21 protein-coding genes and 1 riboswitch are annotated in these 21,797 nt (G+C 71.4%); of the genes, 10 read left to right on the top strand and 11 right to left on the bottom strand.

Annotated features, from left to right (window positions below):
- Positions 1-121 precede the first annotated feature (121 nt).
- The 6 genes from ACFZP7_RS23360 (at position 122) to ACFZP7_RS23335 (ending at position 7,257) form a co-directional block, all read left to right on the top strand.
- Positions 122-886 (top strand): GntR family transcriptional regulator, encoded by a 765-nt coding sequence (locus tag ACFZP7_RS23360; RefSeq protein ID WP_030974845.1) that lies wholly within the window; start codon positions 122-124, stop codon positions 884-886.
- A gap of 137 nt (positions 887-1,023) precedes the next feature.
- Positions 1,024-1,281, top strand: a complete 258-nt coding sequence (locus ACFZP7_RS23355; RefSeq protein ID WP_029393673.1) for a DUF3311 domain-containing protein — start codon at positions 1,024-1,026, stop codon at positions 1,279-1,281.
- Positions 1,278-2,888 carry a monocarboxylate uptake permease MctP gene (gene mctP / locus ACFZP7_RS23350; protein WP_031016245.1) on the top strand — a complete coding sequence of 537 codons (1,611 nt, stop codon included), beginning with the start codon at positions 1,278-1,280 and terminating at the stop codon, positions 2,886-2,888. Before ACFZP7_RS23355 ends, mctP begins: the two co-directional genes overlap by 4 nt.
- 77 nt (positions 2,889-2,965) lie before the next feature.
- A complete protein-coding gene (locus ACFZP7_RS23345; protein WP_270891191.1) occupies positions 2,966-3,472 on the top strand; it encodes a GNAT family N-acetyltransferase in 507 nt (168 codons plus the stop codon).
- Positions 3,473-3,586: 114 nt separating this feature from the next.
- Positions 3,587-3,684: riboswitch (cobalamin riboswitch) on the top strand.
- A gap of 145 nt (positions 3,685-3,829) precedes the next feature.
- Entirely contained in the window at positions 3,830-6,208 is a 2,379-nt protein-coding gene (locus ACFZP7_RS23340; RefSeq protein ID WP_385635522.1) for a ribonucleoside-diphosphate reductase subunit alpha, read from the top strand.
- The gene (locus tag ACFZP7_RS23335; RefSeq protein ID WP_046248962.1) at positions 6,208-7,257 is read left to right on the top strand and encodes a ribonucleotide-diphosphate reductase subunit beta; all 1,050 of its coding nucleotides are present in this window, start codon (positions 6,208-6,210) and stop codon (positions 7,255-7,257) included. The genes ACFZP7_RS23340 and ACFZP7_RS23335 overlap by 1 nt, the downstream gene beginning before the upstream one ends.
- Here ACFZP7_RS23335 and ACFZP7_RS23330 read toward each other — a convergent pair.
- Positions 7,170-7,415, bottom strand: coding sequence for a hypothetical protein (locus ACFZP7_RS23330; protein WP_046248961.1), 246 nt, complete (start codon positions 7,413-7,415; stop codon positions 7,170-7,172). The genes ACFZP7_RS23335 and ACFZP7_RS23330 overlap by 88 nt on opposite strands.
- Positions 7,416-7,507: 92 nt before the next feature.
- On the opposite strand from ACFZP7_RS23330, the gene ACFZP7_RS23325 reads away from it, so the two are divergent.
- On the top strand, positions 7,508-8,482 hold the full coding sequence (locus ACFZP7_RS23325) for a GlxA family transcriptional regulator (protein WP_019326964.1): 975 nt from the start codon (positions 7,508-7,510) through the stop codon (positions 8,480-8,482).
- Positions 8,483-8,485: 3 nt separating this feature from the next.
- Here ACFZP7_RS23325 and ACFZP7_RS23320 read toward each other — a convergent pair whose 3' ends face one another.
- The 10 genes from ACFZP7_RS23320 to ACFZP7_RS23275 all read right to left on the bottom strand — a co-directional run bounded on the left by ACFZP7_RS23320 (position 8,486) and on the right by ACFZP7_RS23275 (position 18,546).
- Positions 8,486-9,871 (bottom strand): cytochrome P450, encoded by a 1,386-nt coding sequence (locus tag ACFZP7_RS23320; RefSeq protein WP_385635520.1) that lies wholly within the window; start codon positions 9,869-9,871, stop codon positions 8,486-8,488.
- A complete protein-coding gene (gene cyc1 / locus ACFZP7_RS23315; protein WP_078911878.1) occupies positions 9,868-10,959 on the bottom strand; it encodes an epi-isozizaene synthase in 1,092 nt (363 codons plus the stop codon). The genes ACFZP7_RS23320 and cyc1 overlap by 4 nt, the downstream gene beginning before the upstream one ends.
- Before the next feature lie 250 nt (positions 10,960-11,209).
- A complete protein-coding gene (def, locus tag ACFZP7_RS23310; protein ID WP_019326967.1) occupies positions 11,210-11,860 on the bottom strand; it encodes a peptide deformylase in 651 nt (216 codons plus the stop codon).
- An 89-nt stretch (positions 11,861-11,949) separates the two neighbouring features.
- A complete protein-coding gene (locus ACFZP7_RS23305; protein WP_019326968.1) occupies positions 11,950-12,930 on the bottom strand; it encodes a hypothetical protein in 981 nt (326 codons plus the stop codon).
- 114 nt (positions 12,931-13,044) lie between these two features.
- Complete coding sequence (locus ACFZP7_RS23300) at positions 13,045-14,304, bottom strand: HD-GYP domain-containing protein (protein ID WP_385635518.1); 1,260 nt, start codon at positions 14,302-14,304, stop codon at positions 13,045-13,047.
- A gap of 44 nt (positions 14,305-14,348) precedes the next feature.
- Complete coding sequence (locus ACFZP7_RS23295; RefSeq protein WP_385635516.1) at positions 14,349-15,674, bottom strand: HD-GYP domain-containing protein; 1,326 nt, start codon at positions 15,672-15,674, stop codon at positions 14,349-14,351.
- A gap of 125 nt (positions 15,675-15,799) precedes the next feature.
- Positions 15,800-16,111 (bottom strand): mycothiol system anti-sigma-R factor, encoded by a 312-nt coding sequence (gene rsrA / locus ACFZP7_RS23290; protein WP_019326971.1) that lies wholly within the window; start codon positions 16,109-16,111, stop codon positions 15,800-15,802.
- Positions 16,108-16,791: an RNA polymerase sigma factor SigR gene (sigR, locus tag ACFZP7_RS23285; RefSeq protein ID WP_019326972.1), complete on the bottom strand. Its 684-nt coding sequence runs from the start codon at positions 16,789-16,791 to the stop codon at positions 16,108-16,110. Before sigR ends, rsrA begins: the two co-directional genes overlap by 4 nt.
- Positions 16,792-17,069: 278 nt before the next feature.
- The gene (locus ACFZP7_RS23280) at positions 17,070-17,729 is read right to left on the bottom strand and encodes an alpha/beta family hydrolase (protein WP_385635514.1); all 660 of its coding nucleotides are present in this window, start codon (positions 17,727-17,729) and stop codon (positions 17,070-17,072) included.
- A gap of 1 nt (position 17,730) precedes the next feature.
- Positions 17,731-18,546 carry an SOS response-associated peptidase gene (locus ACFZP7_RS23275; protein WP_019326974.1) on the bottom strand — a complete coding sequence of 272 codons (816 nt, stop codon included), beginning with the start codon at positions 18,544-18,546 and terminating at the stop codon, positions 17,731-17,733.
- Positions 18,547-18,596: 50 nt separating this feature from the next.
- Here ACFZP7_RS23275 and ACFZP7_RS23270 point away from each other — a divergent pair, with 50 nt between their 5' ends.
- From ACFZP7_RS23270 to rsgA, 3 genes are all read left to right on the top strand, one after another.
- Positions 18,597-19,319 (top strand): M50 family metallopeptidase, encoded by a 723-nt coding sequence (locus ACFZP7_RS23270; RefSeq protein ID WP_031016232.1) that lies wholly within the window; start codon positions 18,597-18,599, stop codon positions 19,317-19,319.
- Between the two features lie 118 nt (positions 19,320-19,437).
- On the top strand, positions 19,438-20,754 hold the full coding sequence (gene aroA, locus ACFZP7_RS23265) for a 3-phosphoshikimate 1-carboxyvinyltransferase (protein WP_019326976.1): 1,317 nt from the start codon (positions 19,438-19,440) through the stop codon (positions 20,752-20,754).
- Between the two features lie 12 nt (positions 20,755-20,766).
- Entirely contained in the window at positions 20,767-21,780 is a 1,014-nt protein-coding gene (gene rsgA / locus ACFZP7_RS23260; protein ID WP_019326977.1) for a ribosome small subunit-dependent GTPase A, read from the top strand.
- The last annotated feature ends 17 nt before the right edge of the window (positions 21,781-21,797 follow it).

The raw sequence follows: 21,797 nt of genomic DNA, 5'->3' as shown, positions 1-21,797 counted from the left end.
AGGTATACAGAGGGGATCACGGAGCGTGCCGGACCGTGCCGGCGCGAAGCCGTGCCACGATGTGAGCCGTGGCCGACAGGGATATCGGTCGCTTCGGCATCCGGAGCCGGGAAGGCAGAGCATGAGCACCGACGTCAGCAGTGCGGAGAACGAGGGTGGGACGACGGTCCGTACCGCGCGCGTGCCCAAGTACTACCGCCTGAAGAAGCACCTGCTCGACATGACCCGGACCCAGGCGCCGGGCACCCCGGTCCCGCCCGAGCGCACCCTGGCCGCGGAGTTCGACACCTCGCGCACCACCGTGCGCCAGGCCCTCCAGGAACTGGTCGTCGAGGGCCGGCTCGAACGCATCCAGGGCAAGGGCACCTTCGTCGCCAAGCCCAAGGTGTCGCAGGCCCTGCAACTCACCTCCTACACCGAGGACATGCGCGCCCAGGGCCTCGAACCGACCTCGCAGCTCCTGGACATCGGCTACATCACCGCCGACGACCGGCTCGCCGGGCTGCTGGACATCTCGGCCGGCGGGCGGGTGCTGCGCATCGAGCGGCTGCGAATGGCCAACGGCGAGCCGATGGCCATCGAGACGACCCATCTGAGCGCCAAGCGCTTCCCGGCCCTGCGCCGCTCCCTGGTGAAGTACACGTCCCTCTACACCGCGCTCGCCGAGGTGTACGACGTCCATCTGGCCGAGGCCGAGGAGACCATCGAGACCTCGCTGGCCACCCCGCGCGAGGCCGGCCTGCTCGGCACCGACGTCGGCCTGCCCATGCTGATGCTGTCCCGGCACTCGCAGGACCGGACCGGCCAGCCGGTGGAGTGGGTGCGCTCGGTCTACCGGGGCGACCGCTACAAGTTCGTCGCCCGCCTCAAGCGGCCCCAGGACTAGACCAAGTCCCGCCCCGCACGCCCCTGACGTTGCGGTTGGGGACCGATATGCGGACGAGGGCTTCCGCTGTCCTGAACCCGTCACCTACATTTCGTGCGCACTGCACGAGGTGATCAGCGAGGGGACGGAGCCACCGCATGTCACAAGCCCCACCACAGAGCGGAGAACCGGTGGTGACGCCGGTGCGCGTCGTCATCGGCCTCTGCCTGCTCGCACCGTTCGTCGCCATGCTCTGGGTCGGCTCGTACGCGAAGTCCGACCCCGCTTTCATCGGCATCCCGTTCTTCTACTGGTACCAGATGGCGTGGGTCCTCATCTCGACCGCGCTGACGATGATCGCCTACAAGCTGTGGCAGCGTGACCAGCGCGCCCGCCGGGGAGGCGGTTCCCGGTGAACGACGGTGTGAACGGCGTCGCGCTCGGCGTCTTCATCTTCTTCTTCGTCCTCGTCACCGCCATGGGCTTCCTGGCCGCCCGCTGGCGCAAGGCCGAGAACGAGCACAGCCTCGACGAGTGGGGCCTGGGCGGTCGCTCCTTCGGCACCTGGGTCACCTGGTTCCTGCTGGGCGGCGACCTGTACACGGCGTACACCTTCGTGGCCGTCCCGGCGGCGATCTACGCGGCGGGCGCGGCCGGCTTCTTCGCGGTGCCGTACACGATCCTGGTCTACCCGCTGATCTTCACCTTCCTGCCCCGCCTGTGGTCGGTCTCGCACAAGCACGGGTACGTGACGACCTCGGACTTCGTGCGCGGCCGGTTCGGCTCCAAGGGGCTGTCGCTGGCGGTCGCCGTCACCGGCATCCTCGCCACGATGCCGTACATCGCGCTCCAACTGGTCGGCATCCAGGCCGTGCTGGACGTGATGGGCGTCGGCGGCGGCAAGGACACCAACTGGTTCATCAAGGACCTGCCGCTGCTGATCGCCTTCGGTGTGCTGGCGGCGTACACCTACTCGTCGGGGCTGCGCGCGCCCGCGCTGATCGCGTTCGTCAAGGACACGCTGATCTACATCGTGATCGCGGTGGCGATCATCTATATCCCGATCAAGCTCGGCGGCTTCGACGACATCTTCGCCGCGGCGAACGACAAGTTCACCGAGTCGGGCAACGGCGGGCTGGTGCCGAACCACGGCGGCCAGTGGACCTACGCGACCCTGGCGCTCGGCTCGGCGCTCGCGCTGTTCATGTACCCGCACTCGATCACCGCGACGCTCTCCTCGCGCAGCCGTGAGGTGATCCGCCGCAACACCACCATCCTGCCGCTGTACTCGCTGATGCTCGGCCTGCTGGCGCTGCTGGGCTTCATGGCGATCGCGGCCGGGGTGAAGGTGGAGAACGGACAGCTGGCGATCCCGCAGCTGTTCGAGAACATGTTCCCGGACTGGTTCGCGGGCGTGGCCTTCGCGGCGATCGGCATCGGCGCGCTGGTGCCGGCGGCGATCATGTCGATCGCCGCCGCGAACCTCTTCACCCGCAACATCTACAAGGACTTCATCAAGCCGGACGCCACCCCCGCCCAGGAGACAAAGGTCTCCAAGCTGGTGTCGCTGCTGGTGAAGGTGGGCGCGCTGGTCTTCGTCCTGGGCATGGACAAGACGGTCGCGATCAACTTCCAGCTGCTGGGCGGCATCTGGATCCTGCAGACCTTCCCGGCCCTGGTGGGCGGCCTGTTCACCCGGTGGTTCCACCGCTGGGCGCTGCTCGGCGGCTGGGCGGTCGGCATGGTCTACGGCACGGTCGCCGCGTACGGTGTCGCCTCGCCGACGCAGAAGCACTTCGGCGGCTCCTCCGACGAGATCCCCGGCATCGGCGAGATCGGCTACATCGGACTCACCGCCTTCGTGCTGAACGTCCTGGTCACGGTGGTCCTCACCTTCGTCCTCAGGGCTGTCAAGGCGCCCGACGGCGTCGACGAGACCAAGCCGAGCGACTACACGGCGGACGCGGGCGACCCCGGCGTCCAGGTCGAGCTGCCGCCGGCCACGGCGGGCTCCTCGCACTGAGCGCCGTCCCCGGCACGCGGCGGGCCGTCGGAGAGATCCGGCGGCCCGTCGTCGTACCGTCGGGCACACTCGGCGTCATGGACTTCGTGATCCGGCAAGCGGCGGCGGACGAGTACGGCACCCTCGGTGAGATCACCGCGCACGCCTATCTGCGGGACGGCCTCCTCGACTTCGGGGAGGGTGACGCGTACCTCGGCGAGCTGAGGAACGTGGCCAAGCGGGCGGCGGCCGCCGAGGTGCTGGTCGCCGCGGCGGACGGCCGGGTGCTCGGCGGCGTCACCTTCGTCCCGTCCGGCGGTCCCATGGCCGACATCGCCCGGCCCGGTGAGGCCGAGATACGGATGCTCGCCGTCGCCCCTGAGGCACGCGGACGTGGGGTGGGCGAGGCCCTCGTGCGGGCCTGCGTCGACCGCGCCCGGTCCGTCGAGGGCTGCGCGCGCGTCGTGCTGTCGACCCAGCGGACCATGCGCACCGCCCACCGCCTCTACGAACGGATGGGCTTCGCCCGCACGCCCGAGCGTGACTGGAACCCGCTGCCGGAACTCGACGACATCACGCTCCTCACCTACGAACTGACGCTCTGACACCGGCGCGACACGGTACGGGGCCGAGCCCGGGACGCCCCACCGAGACACAACATCTGGGGGTGCTCGCGGCACCCGGCACAAGATGTATGCTCATGCTCGCTGTCGCCGCAGGGGAATCCGGTGCGAATCCGGAACTGTCCCGCAACGGTGTACTCGCGTGTGTCCGTGCGCTTTCGCGCAGACGTCCACGCCTGTCCAGTCCGAGGACCTGCCGACGGTGCGCCCGGCCGCCCTGGCCCGGGTGCCATGACGTCCGGGCCTCGTGGAGTGGGCCGGTGGACGCGACGCCGTGTGCGCTCGTGAGCTGCCCCCTGCCCTCCGCCAGGCCCCGTGCCGAGCGAGGGAGTGCTCCACGTGACCATCGCGCCAGCCGATCCGGCTTCAGCGACCCCGGTGACGGCGACCGGGGAACCCGACGGACCCGGTGCCGCGCTGCTGCGGACCCTGACGGACCTGACCGCCGACCTCCCCGACGCCGACCCCGGCCGGGTGGCCGCCGCCGCGCTGCGCGGCCGGTCCGCCCGCGCGGACGAGGCCGAACTGCGCGAGCTGGCCGTCGAGGCGGCGGCCGGGCTCATCTCCGAGGACCCCGCCTACTCCAGGCTCGCCGCCCGCCTGCTGGCCCTCGGCATCCGCGCCGAGGCCGCCTCGCAGGGCGTCACCTCCTTCAGCGGTTCGGTCGCCACCGGTCACCGCGAGGGCCTGATCGCCGACCGCACCGCCGCGTTCGTACGGCTGCACGCGGACCGCCTGGACGCACTGGTCGACCCGGGCGCCGACGACCGCTTCGGCTACTTCGGCCTGCGCACCGTGTACAGCCGCTACCTGCTCCGGCACCCGATCACCCGCAAGGTCGTCGAGACCCCCCAGCACTTCATGCTGCGCGTCGCCGCCGGACTCGCCGAGGACGACACCGCCCGCTCGGTGGACGAGGTGGCCGCGCTCTACGGCCTGATGAGCCGCCTCGACTACCTGCCCTCCTCCCCCACCCTCTTCAACTCCGGCACCCGGCACGCCCAGATGTCCTCCTGCTACCTCCTGGACTCCCCCAAGGACGAGCTGGACTCCATCTACGACCGCTACCACCAGGTCGCCAACCTCTCCAAGCACGCCGGCGGCATCGGCATCGCCTACTCCCGCATCCGTTCCCGCGGTTCCCTGATCCGCGGCACCAACGGCCACTCCAACGGCATCGTCCCGTTCCTGAAGACGCTGGACGCCTCGGTCGCCGCCGTGAACCAGGGCGGGCGGCGCAAGGGCGCGGCGGCGGTCTACCTGGAGACCTGGCACGCGGACATCGAGGAGTTCCTGGAGCTGCGGGACAACACCGGCGAGGACGCCCGCCGCACGCACAACCTGAACCTGGCGCACTGGGTGCCGGACGAGTTCATGCGCCGGGTGGACGCCGACGGACCGTGGTCGCTGTTCTCGCCCGCCGACGTTCCCGAGCTGGTCGACCTGTGGGGCGAGGAGTTCGACGCCGCCTACCGCGGGGCCGAGGCGGCGGGGCTGGCCCGCAGGACGCTGCCCGCCCGCGAGCTGTACGGCCGCATGATGCGCACCCTCGCGCAGACCGGCAACGGCTGGATGACCTTCAAGGACGCCGCCAACCGCACCGCCAACCAGACCGCCGAGCCGGGGCACGTCGTCCACTCCTCCAACCTCTGCACGGAGATCCTGGAGGTCACGGACGACGGCGAGACGGCGGTCTGCAACCTCGGCTCGGTCAACCTCGGCGCGTTCGTCGACGTGGCCGAGGGCGACATCGACTGGGAGCGGCTGGACGCCACCGTCCGCACCGCCGTCACCTTCCTGGACCGGGTCGTCGACATCAACTTCTACCCGACCGAGCAGGCGGGCCGCTCCAACGCCCGCTGGCGCCCGGTCGGCCTCGGCGCGATGGGCCTCCAGGACGTCTTCTTCCGGCTCCGTCTGCCCTTCGACTCCCCCGAGGCCAAGGCCCTCTCCACCCGCATCGCCGAGCGGATCATGCTCGCCGCCTACGAGACCTCCGCCGACCTCGCCGAGCGCAACGGCCCGCTGCCGGCCTGGGAGAAGACCCGCACCGCGCGGGGCGTGCTGCACCCCGACCACTACGGCGTCGAGCACACCTGGCCGGAGCGCTGGGCGGCCCTGCGCGAGCGCATCGCCTCGACCGGCCTGCGCAACTCCCTGCTCCTGGCGATCGCCCCGACGGCGACCATCGCCTCGATCGTGGGCGCCTACGAGTGCATCGAGCCGCAGGTGTCCAACCTGTTCAAGCGCGAGACCCTGTCCGGCGAGTTCCTCCAGGTCAACTCCTACCTGGTGGACGACCTCAAGCGGCTCGGCGTGTGGGACGCCCGCACCCGCGAGGCGCTGCGCGAGGCGAACGGGTCGGTGCAGGGCTTCACCTGGATCCCCGAGGACGTGCGCGCGCTGTACCGCACCGCCTGGGAGATCCCGCAGCGGAGCCTGATCGACATGGCCGCCGCCCGCACCCCGTACCTCGACCAGGCCCAGTCGCTGAACCTGTTCCTGGAGACGCCGACCATCGGGAAGCTCTCCTCGATGTACGCGTACGCCTGGAAGCAGGGCCTGAAGACCACGTACTACCTGCGCTCCCGCCCGGCGACCCGCATCGCCCGCGCCGCGGCCCGAGCCACCGCCCCCGTCCCCGTGCAGGCCGGCCCGGACCCCGAAGCGGTCGCCTGCTCCCTGGAGAACCCCGAGTCCTGCGAGGCATGCCAGTAATGACCACCGAGACCCCCGCGACCCCCGAGACCACCGCGACCCCCGTCACGAAGAACCTGCTCGACCCCGGCTTCGAGCTGACCCTGCGCCCCATGCGCTACCCCGACTTCTACGAGCGCTACCGGGACGCCATCAAGAACACCTGGCACGTGGAGGAGGTCGACCTCCACTCGGACGTCGCCGACCTCGCGAAGCTCAGCCCCGAGGAGCAGCACCTGATCGGCCGGCTGGTGGCCTTCTTCGCCACCGGCGACTCGATCGTGGCGAACAACCTGGTGCTCACCCTCTACAAGCACATCAACTCCCCCGAGGCGCGGCTGTACCTGTCCCGCCAGCTCTTCGAGGAGGCCGTGCACGTCCAGTTCTATCTGACGCTGCTGGACACCTACCTGCCCGACCCGGACGACCGGGCCGCCGCCTTCGCGGCCGTGGAGAACATCCCGTCCATCCGCGAGAAGGCCGAGTTCTGCTTCACGTGGATGGACTCGGTCGAGTCGATCGACCGCTTGGAGACCAAGGCCGACCGGCGCCGCTTCCTGCTCAACCTGATCTGCTTCGCGGCGTGCATCGAGGGCCTGTTCTTCTACGGCGCCTTCGCCTACGTCTACTGGTTCCGCAGCCGGGGCCTGCTGCACGGCCTGGCCACCGGCACCAACTGGGTGTTCCGGGACGAGACGATGCACATGTCCTTCGCCTTCGACGTGGTCGACACCGTCCGCAAGGAGGAGCCGGACCTCTTCGACGACGCGCTGCGGCAGCAGGTCACCGACATGCTGCGGGAGGCCGTCGAAGCCGAGCTGCAGTTCGCGCGCGACCTGTGCGGTGACGGCCTCCCGGGGATGAACACCGACTCGATGCGGCAGTACCTGGAGTGCGTGGCCGATCAGCGTCTGACGCGGCTCGGCTTCGCCCCGGTGTACGGCTCCGAGAACCCCTTCTCCTTCATGGAGCTGCAGGGCGTTCAGGAGCTGACCAACTTCTTCGAGCGGCGCCCCTCGGCGTACCAGGTGGCGGTGGAGGGCACCGTCGACCTGGACGAGGACTTCTGAGTCTCCTTCCTGGTTCCCCCGCCCTCCTGGGCCTCCCTGATCTGACGGTCGATGCGCCGGTCGCGCACGATGCCGATCACCGAGGGGAGGACCATGAGGACCAGGAGTCCGAAGGTCACGAGCATTCCGATCAGGGCTTCGATCTGGTTTCCGGTCATGACACCACTGTCGCGCCGGACACTCCTGACCGGGAGTGGCAGGACTGCCGCAAGACCTCGATTTCCTGCCAAGGACGAGGCACACTGGCGGCATGCTGCAGAACGTGGCCGCCGTCCTGCTGGACGGCGTGCACCCCTTCGAACTCGGCGTCGTCTGCGAGGTCTTCGGCATCGACCGGAGCGACGAGGACCTGCCGAAGTACGACTTCGCGGTGGTGTCGGCGGAGGGCCCGGCGCTGAGCACCCATGTCGGCGGGCTCTCCGTCTCCACGCCGTACGGCCTCGACCGGCTGGAGGAGGCCGATCTGATCACCGTCCCGGCGGGCAGCGACTACGCCCGCCGGGAGTACCCGCCCGAGCTGCTGGCCGCCCTGCGGCGGGCGGTGGACCGGGGCGCGCGGGTGCTGAGCGTCTGCTCCGGGGTGTTCGTGCTGGGCGCCGCCGGGCTGCTGGACGGCCGGCGGTGCGCGGTGCACTGGCACCACGCCGAGGAGCTGGCCCGCCAGTACCCGACGGTGGCCGTCTCGCCGGACGTGCTCTACGTGGACGAGGACCCGGTGATCACCAGCGCCGGCACGGCCGCCGGCATCGACGCCTGTCTGCACATCGTGCGCAAGGAGCAGGGGCCGGAGGTGGCCAACAAGATCGCCCGGCGGATGGTCGTACCGCCGCACCGGGACGGCGGTCAGGCGCAGTACATCGAACGGCCGCTGCCGCGCTCCTCCTGCGACACCGTCGGCGAGGTGCTGGCCTGGATGGAGCAGCACCTCGACGAGGAGGTCACGGTCGACCAGCTCGCGGCCCGGGCCCACATGTCCCCGCGCACCTTCGCCCGCCGCTTCCAGCAGGAGACGGGAACGACTCCCTACCGCTGGATACTGCGCCAGCGCGTGCTGCTGGCCCAGCGGCTGCTGGAGGCGACGGACGAGACGATGGACTCGATCGCCTGGCGCACCGGCTTCGGTACGGCGGCGGCCCTGAGGCACCAGTTCGTCAGGGCCCTGGGGACCACCCCGCACGCCTACCGCCGCACCTTCCGGGGTCCGGACGCGGTCCCGGCCGCCTGAGCGTCACCGTGCCACGGGCCTGACCCGCAGGTCGTGCGGACGCAGCGTGATGCCCACGCGGACCGCGTCGTTGGAGCCGGCCACCTGCTCGAAGCGGTACTTGGTGGCCAGCGCCGCCGTGATCAGCGTGAGCTGCGCCATGGAGAAGTGGTCACTGGGGCACTTGCGATTGCCGACACTGAACGGCTTCATGGCGTATTTCGGCACATTCGCCGCGCGTTCCGGCAACCACCGGTCCGGGTCGAACTCCAGGTTGTCGGCGTACGACTTCGGATCGCGCTGGATTGCGTACGGACTGTAGATGATGTCCGCCCCGGCCGGAATGCGATAGCCACCGAGTTCCGTCGCGGTGACCGCGCGGCGGGTCAATACCCATACGGCCGGCCGCAGACGCATGGCCTCCATGATGACATTGTTGGTGTGGGTGAGCCCGCGCACGTCCTCGAATGCCACGGGACGCCCGCCGGTGACCGCCTCGACTTCGTCGCGTATGCGGTCGGCATGTTCCGGGTGATCGGCAAGTGCCTGCAGCAACCACATGATCGTGGAGGCGATGGTTTCACTGCCGGGGGTGAGTATCGCGACGACTTGGTCGTGGATCTCCTGTTCCCCGATCGGGTCGCCATTGTCGTCCTTCGCCTCCAGCAATGCCGTCAGCAAATCGTCCGGCTTTTGACCGGATGCGCGGCGCTCCGCGACGATCTCGTCGACCAACCGGTGCAGATCGGCCAAAGCGTCGTTGAAGGCGCGATTGGCCGGAAGCGGCAGCCGGTACAACGGCCCCAGCGGGACGACCATCCGCCGGTACATGCCGCGGAAGACGGTGGCGAGGGCGACGCACAGCCGCTCGGCCCGCTCGTCCATGTACTGGCCCCGCAGCAGGCAGCGGGCGGCGACCCGCACGGCGACGCGGAAGGACTCCGAGGTGGCGTCGACGGTCTGCCCCGGCCGCCAGCGCTCGGCGAGCGCGTGCGCCTCCTCCTCCATGATCGGACCGTAGGCGGGGATGGCGCCGAGCCGGAACGCCGGCTGGATGGTGCGCCGCTGGCGCCGGTGGAGCGGGCCGTTGGCGGTGGCCACGCCCTCCTTGCCGAGCAGGCCCTCCAGCGATTCCCACAGGGGGCCGGCGATGTGGTAGTCGGGGCTCAGGGCCAGGGCGCCGGTGAGGTCCGGGCTGGTGACCGCGTAGACGGTCTTGGGGCCGAGCTTGATGCGAACGATGTCACCGTGGTCGCGCAGCTGGGACATGAAGGCCAGCGGGTCGCGGGCCAGCCGCCAGCCGTGGCCGAGGAGCGGGACGCCGCCGCCCGCGACGGGCGGCTCGCGCAGCTCCGGGGCCGGATCGGCCGGCTCGGTCCGGGTCTCGGGATTGACGGACTCGACGCTCATTTCTCACCTGCCGCTTCGTTGTTGACGTACGGGGGCGTGGACCGGTCGTCCCAGCTGTCGACCATGTAGCGGCCGGACTCGTGGTGGAACCAGTAGACGGAACTGAACCAGTTCCGCATATTGCCGACGCAGGCCCGTACGGCGCCGCTCAGTTCTTTTCCGCGTACGGTGCCGTCGGCGAGCGAGTCGGCGAACCGCAGCGCGTCCTGTTCCACGGCGAGGAATTCGGTGATGCATTCCTCGACGCGTCGCCTGACTTCTCCGATGGCTTCTTCGAGGGTCAGCGCGTGATGCGTGATGAGACTTATTCCGAGATTGTGCACCTCATCGCCCGCTATTTCCTTGGGCAGTGAGCAGAGGTCGTTGTACCAGGCGGCGAATTCTTGGCTCAGCAGTGCCGCGCGGTGAAATGCCGGATGATTCCGGACGGCGGCCGGAAGTTCGCACCCGGCACTCGGCTCCAGCAGGTCGGTCCAGATCCAGTGGGCGAACGTGAGCCGGCGCAGTGCGAGGTACTCCTCGACGCCGGGCACGATTCCGTGCGTGCGGTTGTGGAATTCACGGTCGTACGCCTCGATCACCGCGTGGAAGTGCCGGGCGAAGCGCGCGTTCCACGTCGCCGGCGCCGGCAGGAAGGAGTACAGCCGCCGCACACCGTCGGCGAACCCCGCCACCAGCGCGTCCTCGTGGTGCAGGTGGGTCTCCGGTGAGTCGAGCGCCGCGTGCAGCCGGTCCCGCAGCCGCCGCCAGGCGACGGGACGTTCGTGGACGATGTCCCGGTCGTGCCGGTCGTCCCAGACGAAGAACCACGCGCTGTAGTCCGCTATCGCCTGCATGACCTCGTCGGGGGCGCCCAGGTAGTACCCCGCCATGAGGTCGGTGTAGCACAGGCCATCGGCATATTCCTCGACCTTGTCCGCCGGCATGAGCCGTTTTTCGAGCAGCCAGGCGCGTGTTGTCTCCTGGAGCTTCGGCCAATACGGGTGCAGTTGCCGGGGAAAGGCCGCCTCGATCACCGGGAGGCGGAGTGATGGCGGTACCGCGATCGCGGTCGGTGTCGCTGTGGTGCCGTGTGAGAAAGCGTGCACGAACAAACCCCTCTCAGCCGCCGGTGGCGCATGCCTCGAACTGAGCCGGGCGTGCGCCGTTGCGTATCGCCGCGCTTCCCATTCAGCACCACAACTGACCGTTCTGGGAACGGATTTGCTTCATTCACTACCCCTACGTGCCGGAATTCTCCTGTTGTGTGGCGGCTTTCGGCAAACGAACGGCGCCCGCCCGGGAGGTGACCCGGGCGGGCGCCGAACTCGCTGCTGGGGTGGGGCCGGTGACGTGCCGTCAGTCGTTCGCGACCACGGGGTAGCGCGGCTCGTTCTCGGCCATCTGCCGCAGCGCGTCCTTGCGCTCGCGCTTGGAGAGCCGGTCGATGTAGAGGTACCCGTACAGGTGGTCCGTCTCGTGCTGCAAACACCGTGCGAAGTACCCGGTGCCGCGCACCTTGATCGGGTTGCCCTTCTCGTCCTGCCCCGTCACCTCGGCGTAGTCGGGGCGGGCGAGCGGCGCGTAGGCGGTCGGCACGGACAGGCAGCCCTCGTTGCTGTCGTCCAGGCTGCGCCGGTCGGCGGGCAGCTCCACGAGCTTCGGGTTGCAGACCACGCCGACGTGGCGCACGCCCTGGTCGTCGGGGCAGTCGTAGACGAAGACCTTCTTCGAGACGCCGATCTGGTTGGCGGCCAGGCCCACGCCCTCGGCGGTGCGCTGGCTGGCGAACATGTCCGCCACCAGCTGCTGGAACTCCTCGCCGAAGTCGGTGACGTCCGCGCACTCCTTGTGCAGCACCGGGTTCCCGACCACCGTGATCGGCCGCGAGGTGCCGCGCTCACGCCAGGCGCTCTCGCGCTCCTCGCAGTCCTCGGTGTCGACGACGAACCCCTCGTCGTCGACGGGGAGCACGCCCGCGTGCTGCTGATCGGTGTCCTGCTGGGCCATGACCGACGTATGCCTTCCTCGTACAACCAAGGGGTGGTGCCTGCTGGTGACTGCTGCTGGAGAGTCCCCGGTAAAGACTACGGGGCCGCTCAGCAGACCTCTTCCAGGTCCCGCCAGTCCCGGGAGTCGGGGCTGTCCGCGACCCACCCGTCCAGCAGCCCCTTCACCAGCCCGGCCGGCGCGGCCACCCCGCACTCCCGCTCCGGCACCCACAGCTGGCCGTCGGTGCGGTGGCCGAGCGGCCCCGGGTGGCCGGGCTCGCTGTGGTCGTGGGGGTCGAGGTGCTCGCCGTCGCCCTCGTCGGAGGGCATCCGGGACTCCGAGCACATGCGGCACAGCAGCCGCACCGACGACGACCAGTCCTCGGCGGCGAACCCGGCGTCCGCGGCGAGCTGCTCCAGCGCGTCCCGGTCGGACTCGGTGGCGGCCTCCAGCAGGACCACCCAGGTGGGCACCGGCGAGGGCGCCCACAGCTCGATCTCGTCGAAGACCGGGAAGGAGTGCCCGGCGGTGGTGGTCCGCTCCCCGTGCGGGACGCCGTCGTGCAGGACGACCTCGCCCCAGCGGCGGCCCGAGGAGGGCAGCGGGATGGACAGCACCTCGATGCGGGCGGGGTCCAGCCGCCGCCCCCACACCACCTCGGCCTCCCCCTCCGGGGACAGCCGTACGGCCGCGCTGCCCAGGTCCATGCCGAGCGGCTCACCGGCGTCGGTCGCGTCCCCGGGGGTGCGCAGCCCGTACGCCTGCCAAGCGCGGCGGGCCAGCGGCCAGTCCTGCAACGCGGTCGCCGCGATGCCGACGTTCCACCAGTCGGGCGCGCCGGTGTCCCGGTCGAGCAGCGCCACGGCCCGCAGGCCGGCCGCCCGCGCCTGCTCCCAGTCGTGCCGGAACTTGTGCAGCAGCGCGAGATTGAACCACGACTCCGACAGCCACGGTTCCAGGTCGGCGGCGCGCGTCAGCAGCGCGCCCGCGTCCTCGTAGCGACCGTCGCCGATCAGCGTGAACGCGCGGTCGGTGGCCTGCCGCCAGGAGGCGGAGGGCCGGTGCCGTCCCTTGCCGAAGATCCTCACGATTCCCGCCTGCCAGTTCCGTTCTGTGGGCTGGCTGTGCCTTCCCGCGCCCCCGGACACCTACTTCTTCGCATCCAACCACGTACGGCCACGAGGTCGCTCATTACCCATGGGTTACCCAGCCGCGGGCACGCTAAGGCTGCCTCGTGACAGCACTCGGGCCAGTGCCTCCACGACCTCGGGAGCGTAGTCGTCCGCGGTGGCCAGGCGCAGCTCCTCCAGGGCGGTGAGGCCGCCGCCGGGCCCGGCGTCCCGCGACTTCTCCTCGTAGGCGTTGACGGCCCGCACGATGCGTGCGGCGACCGGCTGCTCCCGGCAGGGGTCGGCCTGCCGCTCCACCACCACCGCGACCGCCGCGTCGACGCCGGTCTGGCGGACGACGGCCCCGCCGAGCAGCGCGATCCGCCGCTGCTCGGTGACCGGCAGACAGGCGGTGGCCCCCGCCGGGACCGGGTCGACCAGGCTCAGCTGACCGATGTCGTGCATGAGGGCCGCGTACTCCAGGACGGTCAGCTCGGCACCGGACAGTCCGAGGTCCCGTCCGACGGCGCGGCTCAGCTCGGCGACGCGGCGGGCATGCCCGGCCGGGGTGTAGCCCGCGATCTCTGTGGCCCGGGCCAGCGAGGCGATGGTCTGCCGGTACGTGGCCCGCACGGCCGCGTAACGCCGGTAGGACAGCTGGGTGAGCAGCAGCGGCACGCTGAAGACGGGCAGCGCCCACAGTCCCGCGACGGCCACGGCGAGCGCCATCACCGCGCCGGTCGCGCACACCGCCGAGGTGACGCCGACCATGCCGCGCAGCTCCTCGCGCAGCAGCGGGCCGAAGGGCCAGCCGGTGCGGGCGTGCGCGGCCGCACCGGCCAGCAGGGCGTCGCACAGCGTGGTCAGGACCAGCAGCGCGATCAGCAGCAGTGCCTGCGCGGGCCCGCTCCCGTCGAGGAAGACCCCCCGCAAGGACAGCGGCTGGAAGCACACGGCGGCGAAGGCGACGGTGAGCACGCGCCGCGCCAGCTGGTCCGGCACCGGGCCGCGGCCCCGCGCGACGTGCGGCACGCTGCCGAGCAGGGAGGCGGCGAGGACGACGGTGACGGTCTGGGCGACGCCGTGGTGGGTGGGCGTCCCGGCGACGTGCCCGAGCAGCGCGTACGCCAGTGCCCCGGCGGCGGCGAGGGGGGCGGCCTCCCGGGTTTCGGCGCTGGTGCGCCGGGTGAGTTCGCCGAGGGCGACGAGGGCGCCGAAGGCGAGCGCGACGGGCCGCTCCGCCGGCCCCGCCCACAGCACATGGGCGAGACAGGCGAGCGCGAGGAGCCCGGCGCCGAGGTGCATGAGACCCGGGAGCAGCGGCGGACGACCGGGCGGGCGCGACGCCGTCATGACGGACTCCCGCCGGCGCGCCCGGGTCCGGCCTCCGCCTCCCGTCACCGCGCCCCCTTGCCCACGCTGTCCCGCGCCCGCGCCGCCCGGCCTCCGGGGACCGCGGCGGACTCGGGCGGGGCGCCGTCGGAGGTCACCGCCGGGCGCCAGCCGTGCCGGGCCAGGGCCCGGACCAGGGCGCCGACCATCCGGGGGTCGAACTGCGCACCGGCGCAGCGCTGGAGCTCCGCCACGGCCACCGGGACCGGGCGGGCCCTGCTGTAGGAGCGCGTGGACGTCATGGCGTCGAAGGCGTCGGCGACGGCCACCACCCGGGCCGACTCCGGGATGCGGTCGCCCGCGAGACCGTAGGGATAGCCGCTGCCGTCCAGCCGTTCGTGGTGGTGCAGGACGGCCGCCCTGGCCTCCCCCAGGAAGCGGATGCCGCGCACCATCTCGTGCCCGTACTCGGGGTGGAGTTCGATCACCCGGCGCTCCTCGGGCGTCAGCGGCCCGTCCTTGCGCAGCAGCCGGGTGGGTACGCCGAGCTTGCCCACGTCGTGCAGGATTCCGGCGAAGCGGAGCGTCTCGACGCGCTCGTCGTCCATGCCCAGCTCGCGGGCGATCATCATCGACGCCTGGCCGACGCGCTCGCTGTGTCCGCGGGTGTAGCCGTCCTTGATGTCGACGGCCTGCACCAAGGCGCGGATGGTCGCCTGGTGCGCGGCCTGTTCCCGGTGGTACTGGGCGAACGCCCACCAGGCCACGCACATCGGCAGCAGCACGAGCAGCGCGGCGACGGGGCCGTACGGACTGCGCCACAGGACGGCCATCATGAGTCCGGCGAGCCCGTGGACGGCGATCGGCCCGAGCGACCGGGTGAACAGCCCCCGCCAGGCCCGCCGGGCCGGCACCCGGTCCGCGAGCAGCAGGATGCCGCCGTCCAGCAGGGTCAGCACCAGGCAGAACGCGAGTACGGCGGCCCCGGCCGGCACGAGGGCGTAGGGGAAGTGCGGGCCGACGACCGCGTCGCGGCCGTCGTACTCCCAGTGCACGCGGGCGGCGGCCCACACCGCGAGCGTCAGTTGCGCGGCCCGCCAGATCCGGCGCAGGACGTAGGGCCGCTGCGCCACCGGCGAGAGCAGCGCACCCGGCAGTGCCACGAGCGCGGCGGCCGGCGGCGGCAGCAGGAACGCTCCGGCGAGCAGCACCGGGTAGCAGGTCCCGACGAAGCGGGACCTGGCGACCAGTTCCGAACCCGCGTAGAGCCCTGCCAGCAGCAGCACGGCCCACCAGGGCGTGTGCGTCTCCGGCAGCGGACGCAGGACGACCAGGGCGGCGAGGGCGACACCGGTGACGTACGCGCGCGCCCGCACCGGTACCGCGTCCATGAGCCCCTCCCCGGCCATGCCAGTCAGGCTCCGGAGCCTAGGGCGAGGGCGGGGGGAAGCGGGCAGATAACCCGCGGATTAGCACGTACGGGTGACGTCGGGCGGCGCGTGCGCGGACCGGCGGCTCAGGACTCCTGGGGAGTCGGCGGCGCGGTCGTGACGTCGTGCTCGGGCACCGACTGCCCGGAGCGGATCAGGTCGATCCGGCCCATGACCTTGGACCGCAGGTCGCCGGGGACGTCGTCCTGTCCGCAGCATCGCTTGACCAGCTTCTTCACGGCCTGCTCCAGCCCGTACTTCTCCAGGCAGGGCGAGCACTCCTCGAAGTGGTGCTCGAACTTCACGCAGTCCGAGTCCGGCATCTCCTTGTCGAGGAACTCGTAGAGATGATCGAGGATCTCGCTGCAATCCGTTTCGTGCGGCTCTCCGCAGCTCATGACCCCGAGCCTTTCGCTTCGTTCGACTTGCCGGCGCCGGCCGGGACGAGACCGCGGTCGCGGGCGTAGTCCTCGAGCATGCCTCGCAGCTGACGGCGTCCACGGTGCAGGCGGGACATCACCGTACCGATGGGTGTCCCCATGATGTCGGCGATCTCCTTGTAGGCAAACCCCTCGACGTCCGCCAGATACACGGCGATGCGGAACTCCTCCGGGATGGCCTGGAGGGCTTCCTTGACGTCCGAGTCGGGCAGGTGGTCGAGCGCCTGCGACTCCGCGGAGCGCAGACCCGTCGACATGTGCGACTCGGCGCGCGCGAGCTGCCAGTCCTCGATCTCCTCGGCCGCGCTGCGCTGGGGTTCGCGCTGCTTCTTGCGGTACGAGTTGATGAAGGTGTTGGTGAGGATGCGGTACAGCCACGCCTTGAGGTTGGTGCCCTCGCGGAACTGGTGGAAGGACGCGTACGCCTTGGCGTAGGTCTCCTGCACCAGGTCCTCGGCGTCGGCCGGATTACGTGTCATGCGCAGCGCGGCCGAGTACATCTGGTCGAGGAACTCGAGCGCGTCCCGCTCGAAGCGCGCGCTGCGCTCCGCGGTCGACTCCGCGCCCGTTCCCCGGCCCTCGGGCTGCTCCGCCTGGCCGTGTTCGGTCCCTGCGTCGGTCCCAGTGACCGGACCCACCTCCTCCAGAGTCGTCGCGAGGCCGAGGCCGGCCCCACTCGAATCGGAGGATAGACGACCTGCGCCCGGGGACGCTTGCCGATCCGGCCCGCCCGCCACCCGGAGAGGGGCGGTCTTCGCCGCGTGCAGCACCGTCCAGTCCAGGTCGGCGCGGCTGCTGCGACTTGGGCAGAAGGCTGAAGCCATGCGGCGGACTTCCTCTCGTACGGCGTCGGTGCTGATTCCCAGCAACGTATGTCCGCCACAACAGCGGGCGCCCGCCGGTCATTCCCGGGGGTTCACCCGAGTGAGCCGACCCACTCCGCGACGCCCTCGGTGATCAGTTCCAGGGCCCGCTCCTGGGTGATCTCCGCCCGCTTGGGCACGGCGAAGCCGTGGTCGCCGTGCGGGATCTCGATCAGGTCGTACGTGCCCTCGGGGGCCTCGGGGAACTCCTGCGGCCTGCCGAACGGATCGTTGCCGCCCTGCACGACGAGGGTCGGGACGCCCGCGCCGAGCAGTTCGTCGGCGCGGGACTTCTCGGGCCTGCCCGGCGGGTGCAGCGGGAAGCTGAGGGCGAGGACGGCGCGGGCGCCCAGCTCCGCGGCGGTGCGGCAGGCGACGCGGGCGCCGGCGCTGCGGCCCCCGGCGATCACCGGCGGGCCGGGCGCCCGGAGTGCGGGCCAGATTCCGCGCCAGCCGGTGTCGAGGGCCTTCGGCGCGGGTGCCATCTTCTTGCCGGCCACCCGCCAGGGCTGCTCGACGAGGGCGACGGTCACCCCGTGGGCGGGCAGCGCGGCGGCGAGCGCCCGCAGGTCGCGCGCCTCGATGCCGCCGCCCGCGCCGTGGCTCGCGGCGAGGACGAGGCGGGGCCGCTGCGCCGGATGCCAGGTGATACGGGCGGGACCGGTGCCGGTGTCGACGGTCTCCGTGGTCGTCTCGGTCTTCTCGCTGCTCACGTCAGAAGAGTGTGCCCTCTTCCGGCCCCTCCAGCTCCTTCAGCAGCTCCGGCCCGTTGTTGCGGACGTTGCTCACGGCCGTGGAGACCGGGAACGCCCGCATCAGGCCGGCGGGCGGGGGCGTGAGGAGGGAGGTCAGCTCGTCGGGGTCGGTGCGCGCGGGGTCGAGCCAGTCGTCCCAGCGGTCCGGCGTGAGCATGAGCGGCATCCGGGGGTGGATGTCGGCGAGGGCGTGCGGACCGTCGGCGGGGGCGACCGCGAGCGGCGTGGTCTCCGCCTCCGTGGTGATCACCGAGCAGGTCACCCACCATGCCTGCGGGTGGTCGTCGGGCAGGGTCCTGTCCCGCCAGAACTCGTACAGCCCGGCCATCGCGAAGACCGAGCCGTCGGCGGGAGTCACGAAGTACGGCTGCTTCCGCGGGCGCTTCTTGCGCCCCTCCACCTCGAGGTCCCGCTCCTGCTTGCCGGTGACCCACTCGTAGTAGCCGTCGGCGGGCAGGATGCAGCGCCGGGCGGTGAAGGCGCGGCGGAAGGAGGGCTTCTCGTGGACGGTCTCCGCGCGGGCGTTGATCATCCGGGCGCCACCCTCGGGCGTCTTGGCCCAGGACGGGACGAGCCCCCACTTCAGCTTCCGCAGCTGGCGAACCGGCTTCGGATCCTCGACGTCCTTCAGGGGGCGGTCCAGGACGGCGTAGACCTCCTTGGTCGGAGCCACGTTGTAGTCGGGCTCCAAGGTCTCCTCGGGCTCCCACTTCTCGATCTCGAAGATTCCCGCGAGATCCTCGGGCCGTCGACTCGCCGCATACCGTCCGCACATACGTGCCACACTGCCAGACCCCGCGTTCTCACGAGGAGCCCCCGCCCGACATGGACCACCTCGCAACGGCCTCCGTCGCCTCTCTCTGGGACGAGGTCTCCGGCACCCAGCCCGATCCCGACCTGTGGGTGGTGATCGCCACCCTGGTCGCCGCGCTCGCCGTCGTCGTGCCGCACGGACTGTGGCGGATAGCGCGCAACGCCATCACCATCGCCCACGAGGGCGGCCACGGGCTGGTGGCGCTGCTGACCGGGCGCACGCTGACCGGCATCACGCTGCACTCCGACACCAGCGGCCTCACCGTCAGCCGCGGCAAGCCGCACGGGCTCGGGATGATCCTCACGGCGGTCGCCGGCTACACCGCTCCCCCGCTGCTGGGTCTCGGCGGCGCCGCGCTGCTGGCCACGGGGCGCATCACACTGCTGCTGTGGCTGGCGACGGCGCTGCTCGTCGCGCTGCTGGTGATGGTCCGCAACGCCTACGGGGTGCTCACGGTGGTGCTGACCGGCGGCACCTTCGTCCTGGTGTCCTGGCTGGCGGGTCCGCAGGTGCAGGCGGCGTTCGCCTACGCGGTGGTGTGGTTCCTGCTGCTGGGCGGGGTGCGTCCGGCGTTCGAGCTCCAGGCGAAGCGGGCGCGGGGCGGCGCCGGGGACTCGGACGCGGACCAGCTGGCCCGGCTGACCCACGCGCCGGCGGGGGTGTGGTTCTTCCTGTTCCACGCGGTGTCGCTGTGCTCCCTGATCGGCGGTGGGCGCTGGTTGCTGGGGCTGTGACCGCGAGGGACCCTGCTCAGCGCATATATGCGCGGCACGTGCGTCACCGCGCGTTCGGCCCGGTTTCGGCGCTTTTGATCAAGATCTCCGGTGGCGTTCAGCCATTAAAGTGGGGCCCATGACCGTGAACCCCGCGCACACCGCCCTCTGGCCCGCCCCGCACGCGAGCGGAGCCGTCGACGCGACCGTCCACGTGCCGGGGTCCAAATCGGTCACCAACCGCGCCCTGGTGCTGGCCGCCCTCGCCTCCGAGCCCGGCTGGCTGCGCCGCCCGCTGCGCTCCCGGGACACCGTGCTGATGGCCGAGGCGCTGCGCGCGATGGGCGTCGAGATCGAGGAGGGCGTCGGCCCGGACGGCACGGGTGAGTTCTGGCGGGTCATCCCGGCCGGCCTGCGCGGCCCGGCCACGGTCGACGTCGGCAACGCGGGCACGGTCATGCGCTTCCTGCCGCCGGTCGCCACCCTGGCCGACGGCGCCGTCCGCTTCGACGGCGACCCGCGCTCGTACGAGCGTCCGCTGCACGGCGTGATCGACGCGCTGCGCGCCCTCGGCGCCCGCATCGACGACGACGCGCGCGGCGCGCTCCCGATGACCGTGCACGGCGGCGGCGCCCTGGAGGGCGGCCCGGTCGAGATCGACGCCTCGTCGTCGTCCCAGTTCGTCAGCGCCCTGCTGTTGTCCGGACCGCGCTTCAACCAGGGCGTCGAGGTCCGCCACACCGGCTCGGCGCTGCCGTCGATGCCGCACATCCGGATGACCGTCGACATGCTGCGCGCGGTCGGCGCCCAGGTCGACACCCCGGAGTCCGGCGGCGAGCCGAACGTCTGGCGGGTCACGCCGGGCGCGCTGCTCGGCCGGGACCTCACCGTCGAGCCGGACCTGTCCAACGCCCAGCCGTTCCTGGCGGCGGCGCTGGTCACCGGCGGCAAGGTCGTCATCCCCGACTGGCCGACGCGCACCACGCAGCCCGGCGACCGGCTGCGCGAGATCTTCACCGAGATGGGCGGTTCCTGCGAGCTGACGGACTACGGTCTCGTCTTCACCGGTTCGGGTGCCGTGCACGGCATCGACGTGGACCTCGGCGAGGTCGGCGAGCTGACCCCGGGCATCGCGGCCGTCGCCGCCCTGGCGGACTCCCCCTCCACCCTGCGCGGGGTGGCGCACCTGCGCCTGCACGAGACGGACCGCCTGGCCGCGCTCACCAAGGAGATCAACGAGCTGGGCGGCGACGTCACCGAGACCGCCGACGGCCTGCACATCCGCCCGCGCCCCCTGCACGGCGGCGTCTTCCACACCTACGAGGACCACCGCATGGCCACCGCCGGAGCGATCATCGGCCTCGCGGTCGAGGGCGTGGAGATCGAGAACGTGGCGACGACCGCCAAGACCCTGCCCGAATTCCCCGACCTGTGGACCGGGATGCTCGGGGCGTAGGGACGGATCGCCATGCGCCGCTACGGCAAGCACACCGACGAGGACGACATCCGCTCCCGGCCCAACCGCAAGGGCAACCGGCCGCGCACCCACACCCGGCCCAAGCACGAGGACGCCGCCGAGGGCATGGTCCTGACCGTGGACCGGGGCCGGCTGACCTGCCTCGTCGAGGACCGGATCGTCATGGCGATGAAGGCCCGCGAACTGGGCCGCAAGGCCGCGATCGTCGGCGACCGGGTGGCGCTGGTCGGCGACCTGTCCGGCAAGAAGGACACGCTCGCGCGCATCGTCCGCATCGAGGAACGCACCTCCGTCCTGCGCCGCACGGCCGACGACGACGACCCCTACGAGCGGGTCGTGGTCGCCAACGCCGACCAGCTCGCCATCGTCACCGCCCTCGCCGACCCGGAGCCGCGCCCCCGCCTCATCGACCGCTGCCTGGTCGCGGCGTTCGACGGCGGGCTCACTCCGCTGCTGGTGATGACCAAGTCGGACCTCGCCCCGCCCGACGAACTGCTGGAGCTGTACGGCGCGTTGGACATCCCGTACGTGGTCACCAGCCGCGAGGAGCTGGAGAACGGGGACGCGGCCGACCGCGTACGCGAACACCTCGACGGCAAGGTCACCGCCTTCGTCGGCCACTCGGGCGTCGGCAAGACCACGCTGGTCAACGCGCTGGTGCCGGAGGACCGGCGACGCACCACCGGCCACGTCAACGCGGTGACCGGGCGCGGACGGCACACGACGACGTCGGCCCTGGCCCTGCCGCTGTCGTCCGAGACCGGCGGCTGGGTCGTCGACACCCCCGGCGTACGCTCCTTCGGTCTGGCCCACATCGACCCGTCCCGCGTGATCCACGCCTTCCCCGACCTGGAGCCGGGCACCGAGGGCTGCCCGCGCGCGTGCAGCCACGACGAGCCCGACTGCGCGCTGGACGCCTGGGTCGCCGAGGGGCACGCGGACCCGGCACGGCTGTACTCGCTGCGCCGGCTGCTCTCCACACGCGAGCGCACGGAAGGCGACTGACCTCCGCGTTGTTTGCC

It is taken from the genome of Streptomyces sp. SudanB5_2050, assembly GCF_964272335.1.
Taxonomy (GTDB): Bacteria; Actinomycetota; Actinomycetes; order Streptomycetales; family Streptomycetaceae; genus Streptomyces; species Streptomyces rochei.
This window is presented reverse-complemented; position numbering and strand designations above follow the sequence as displayed.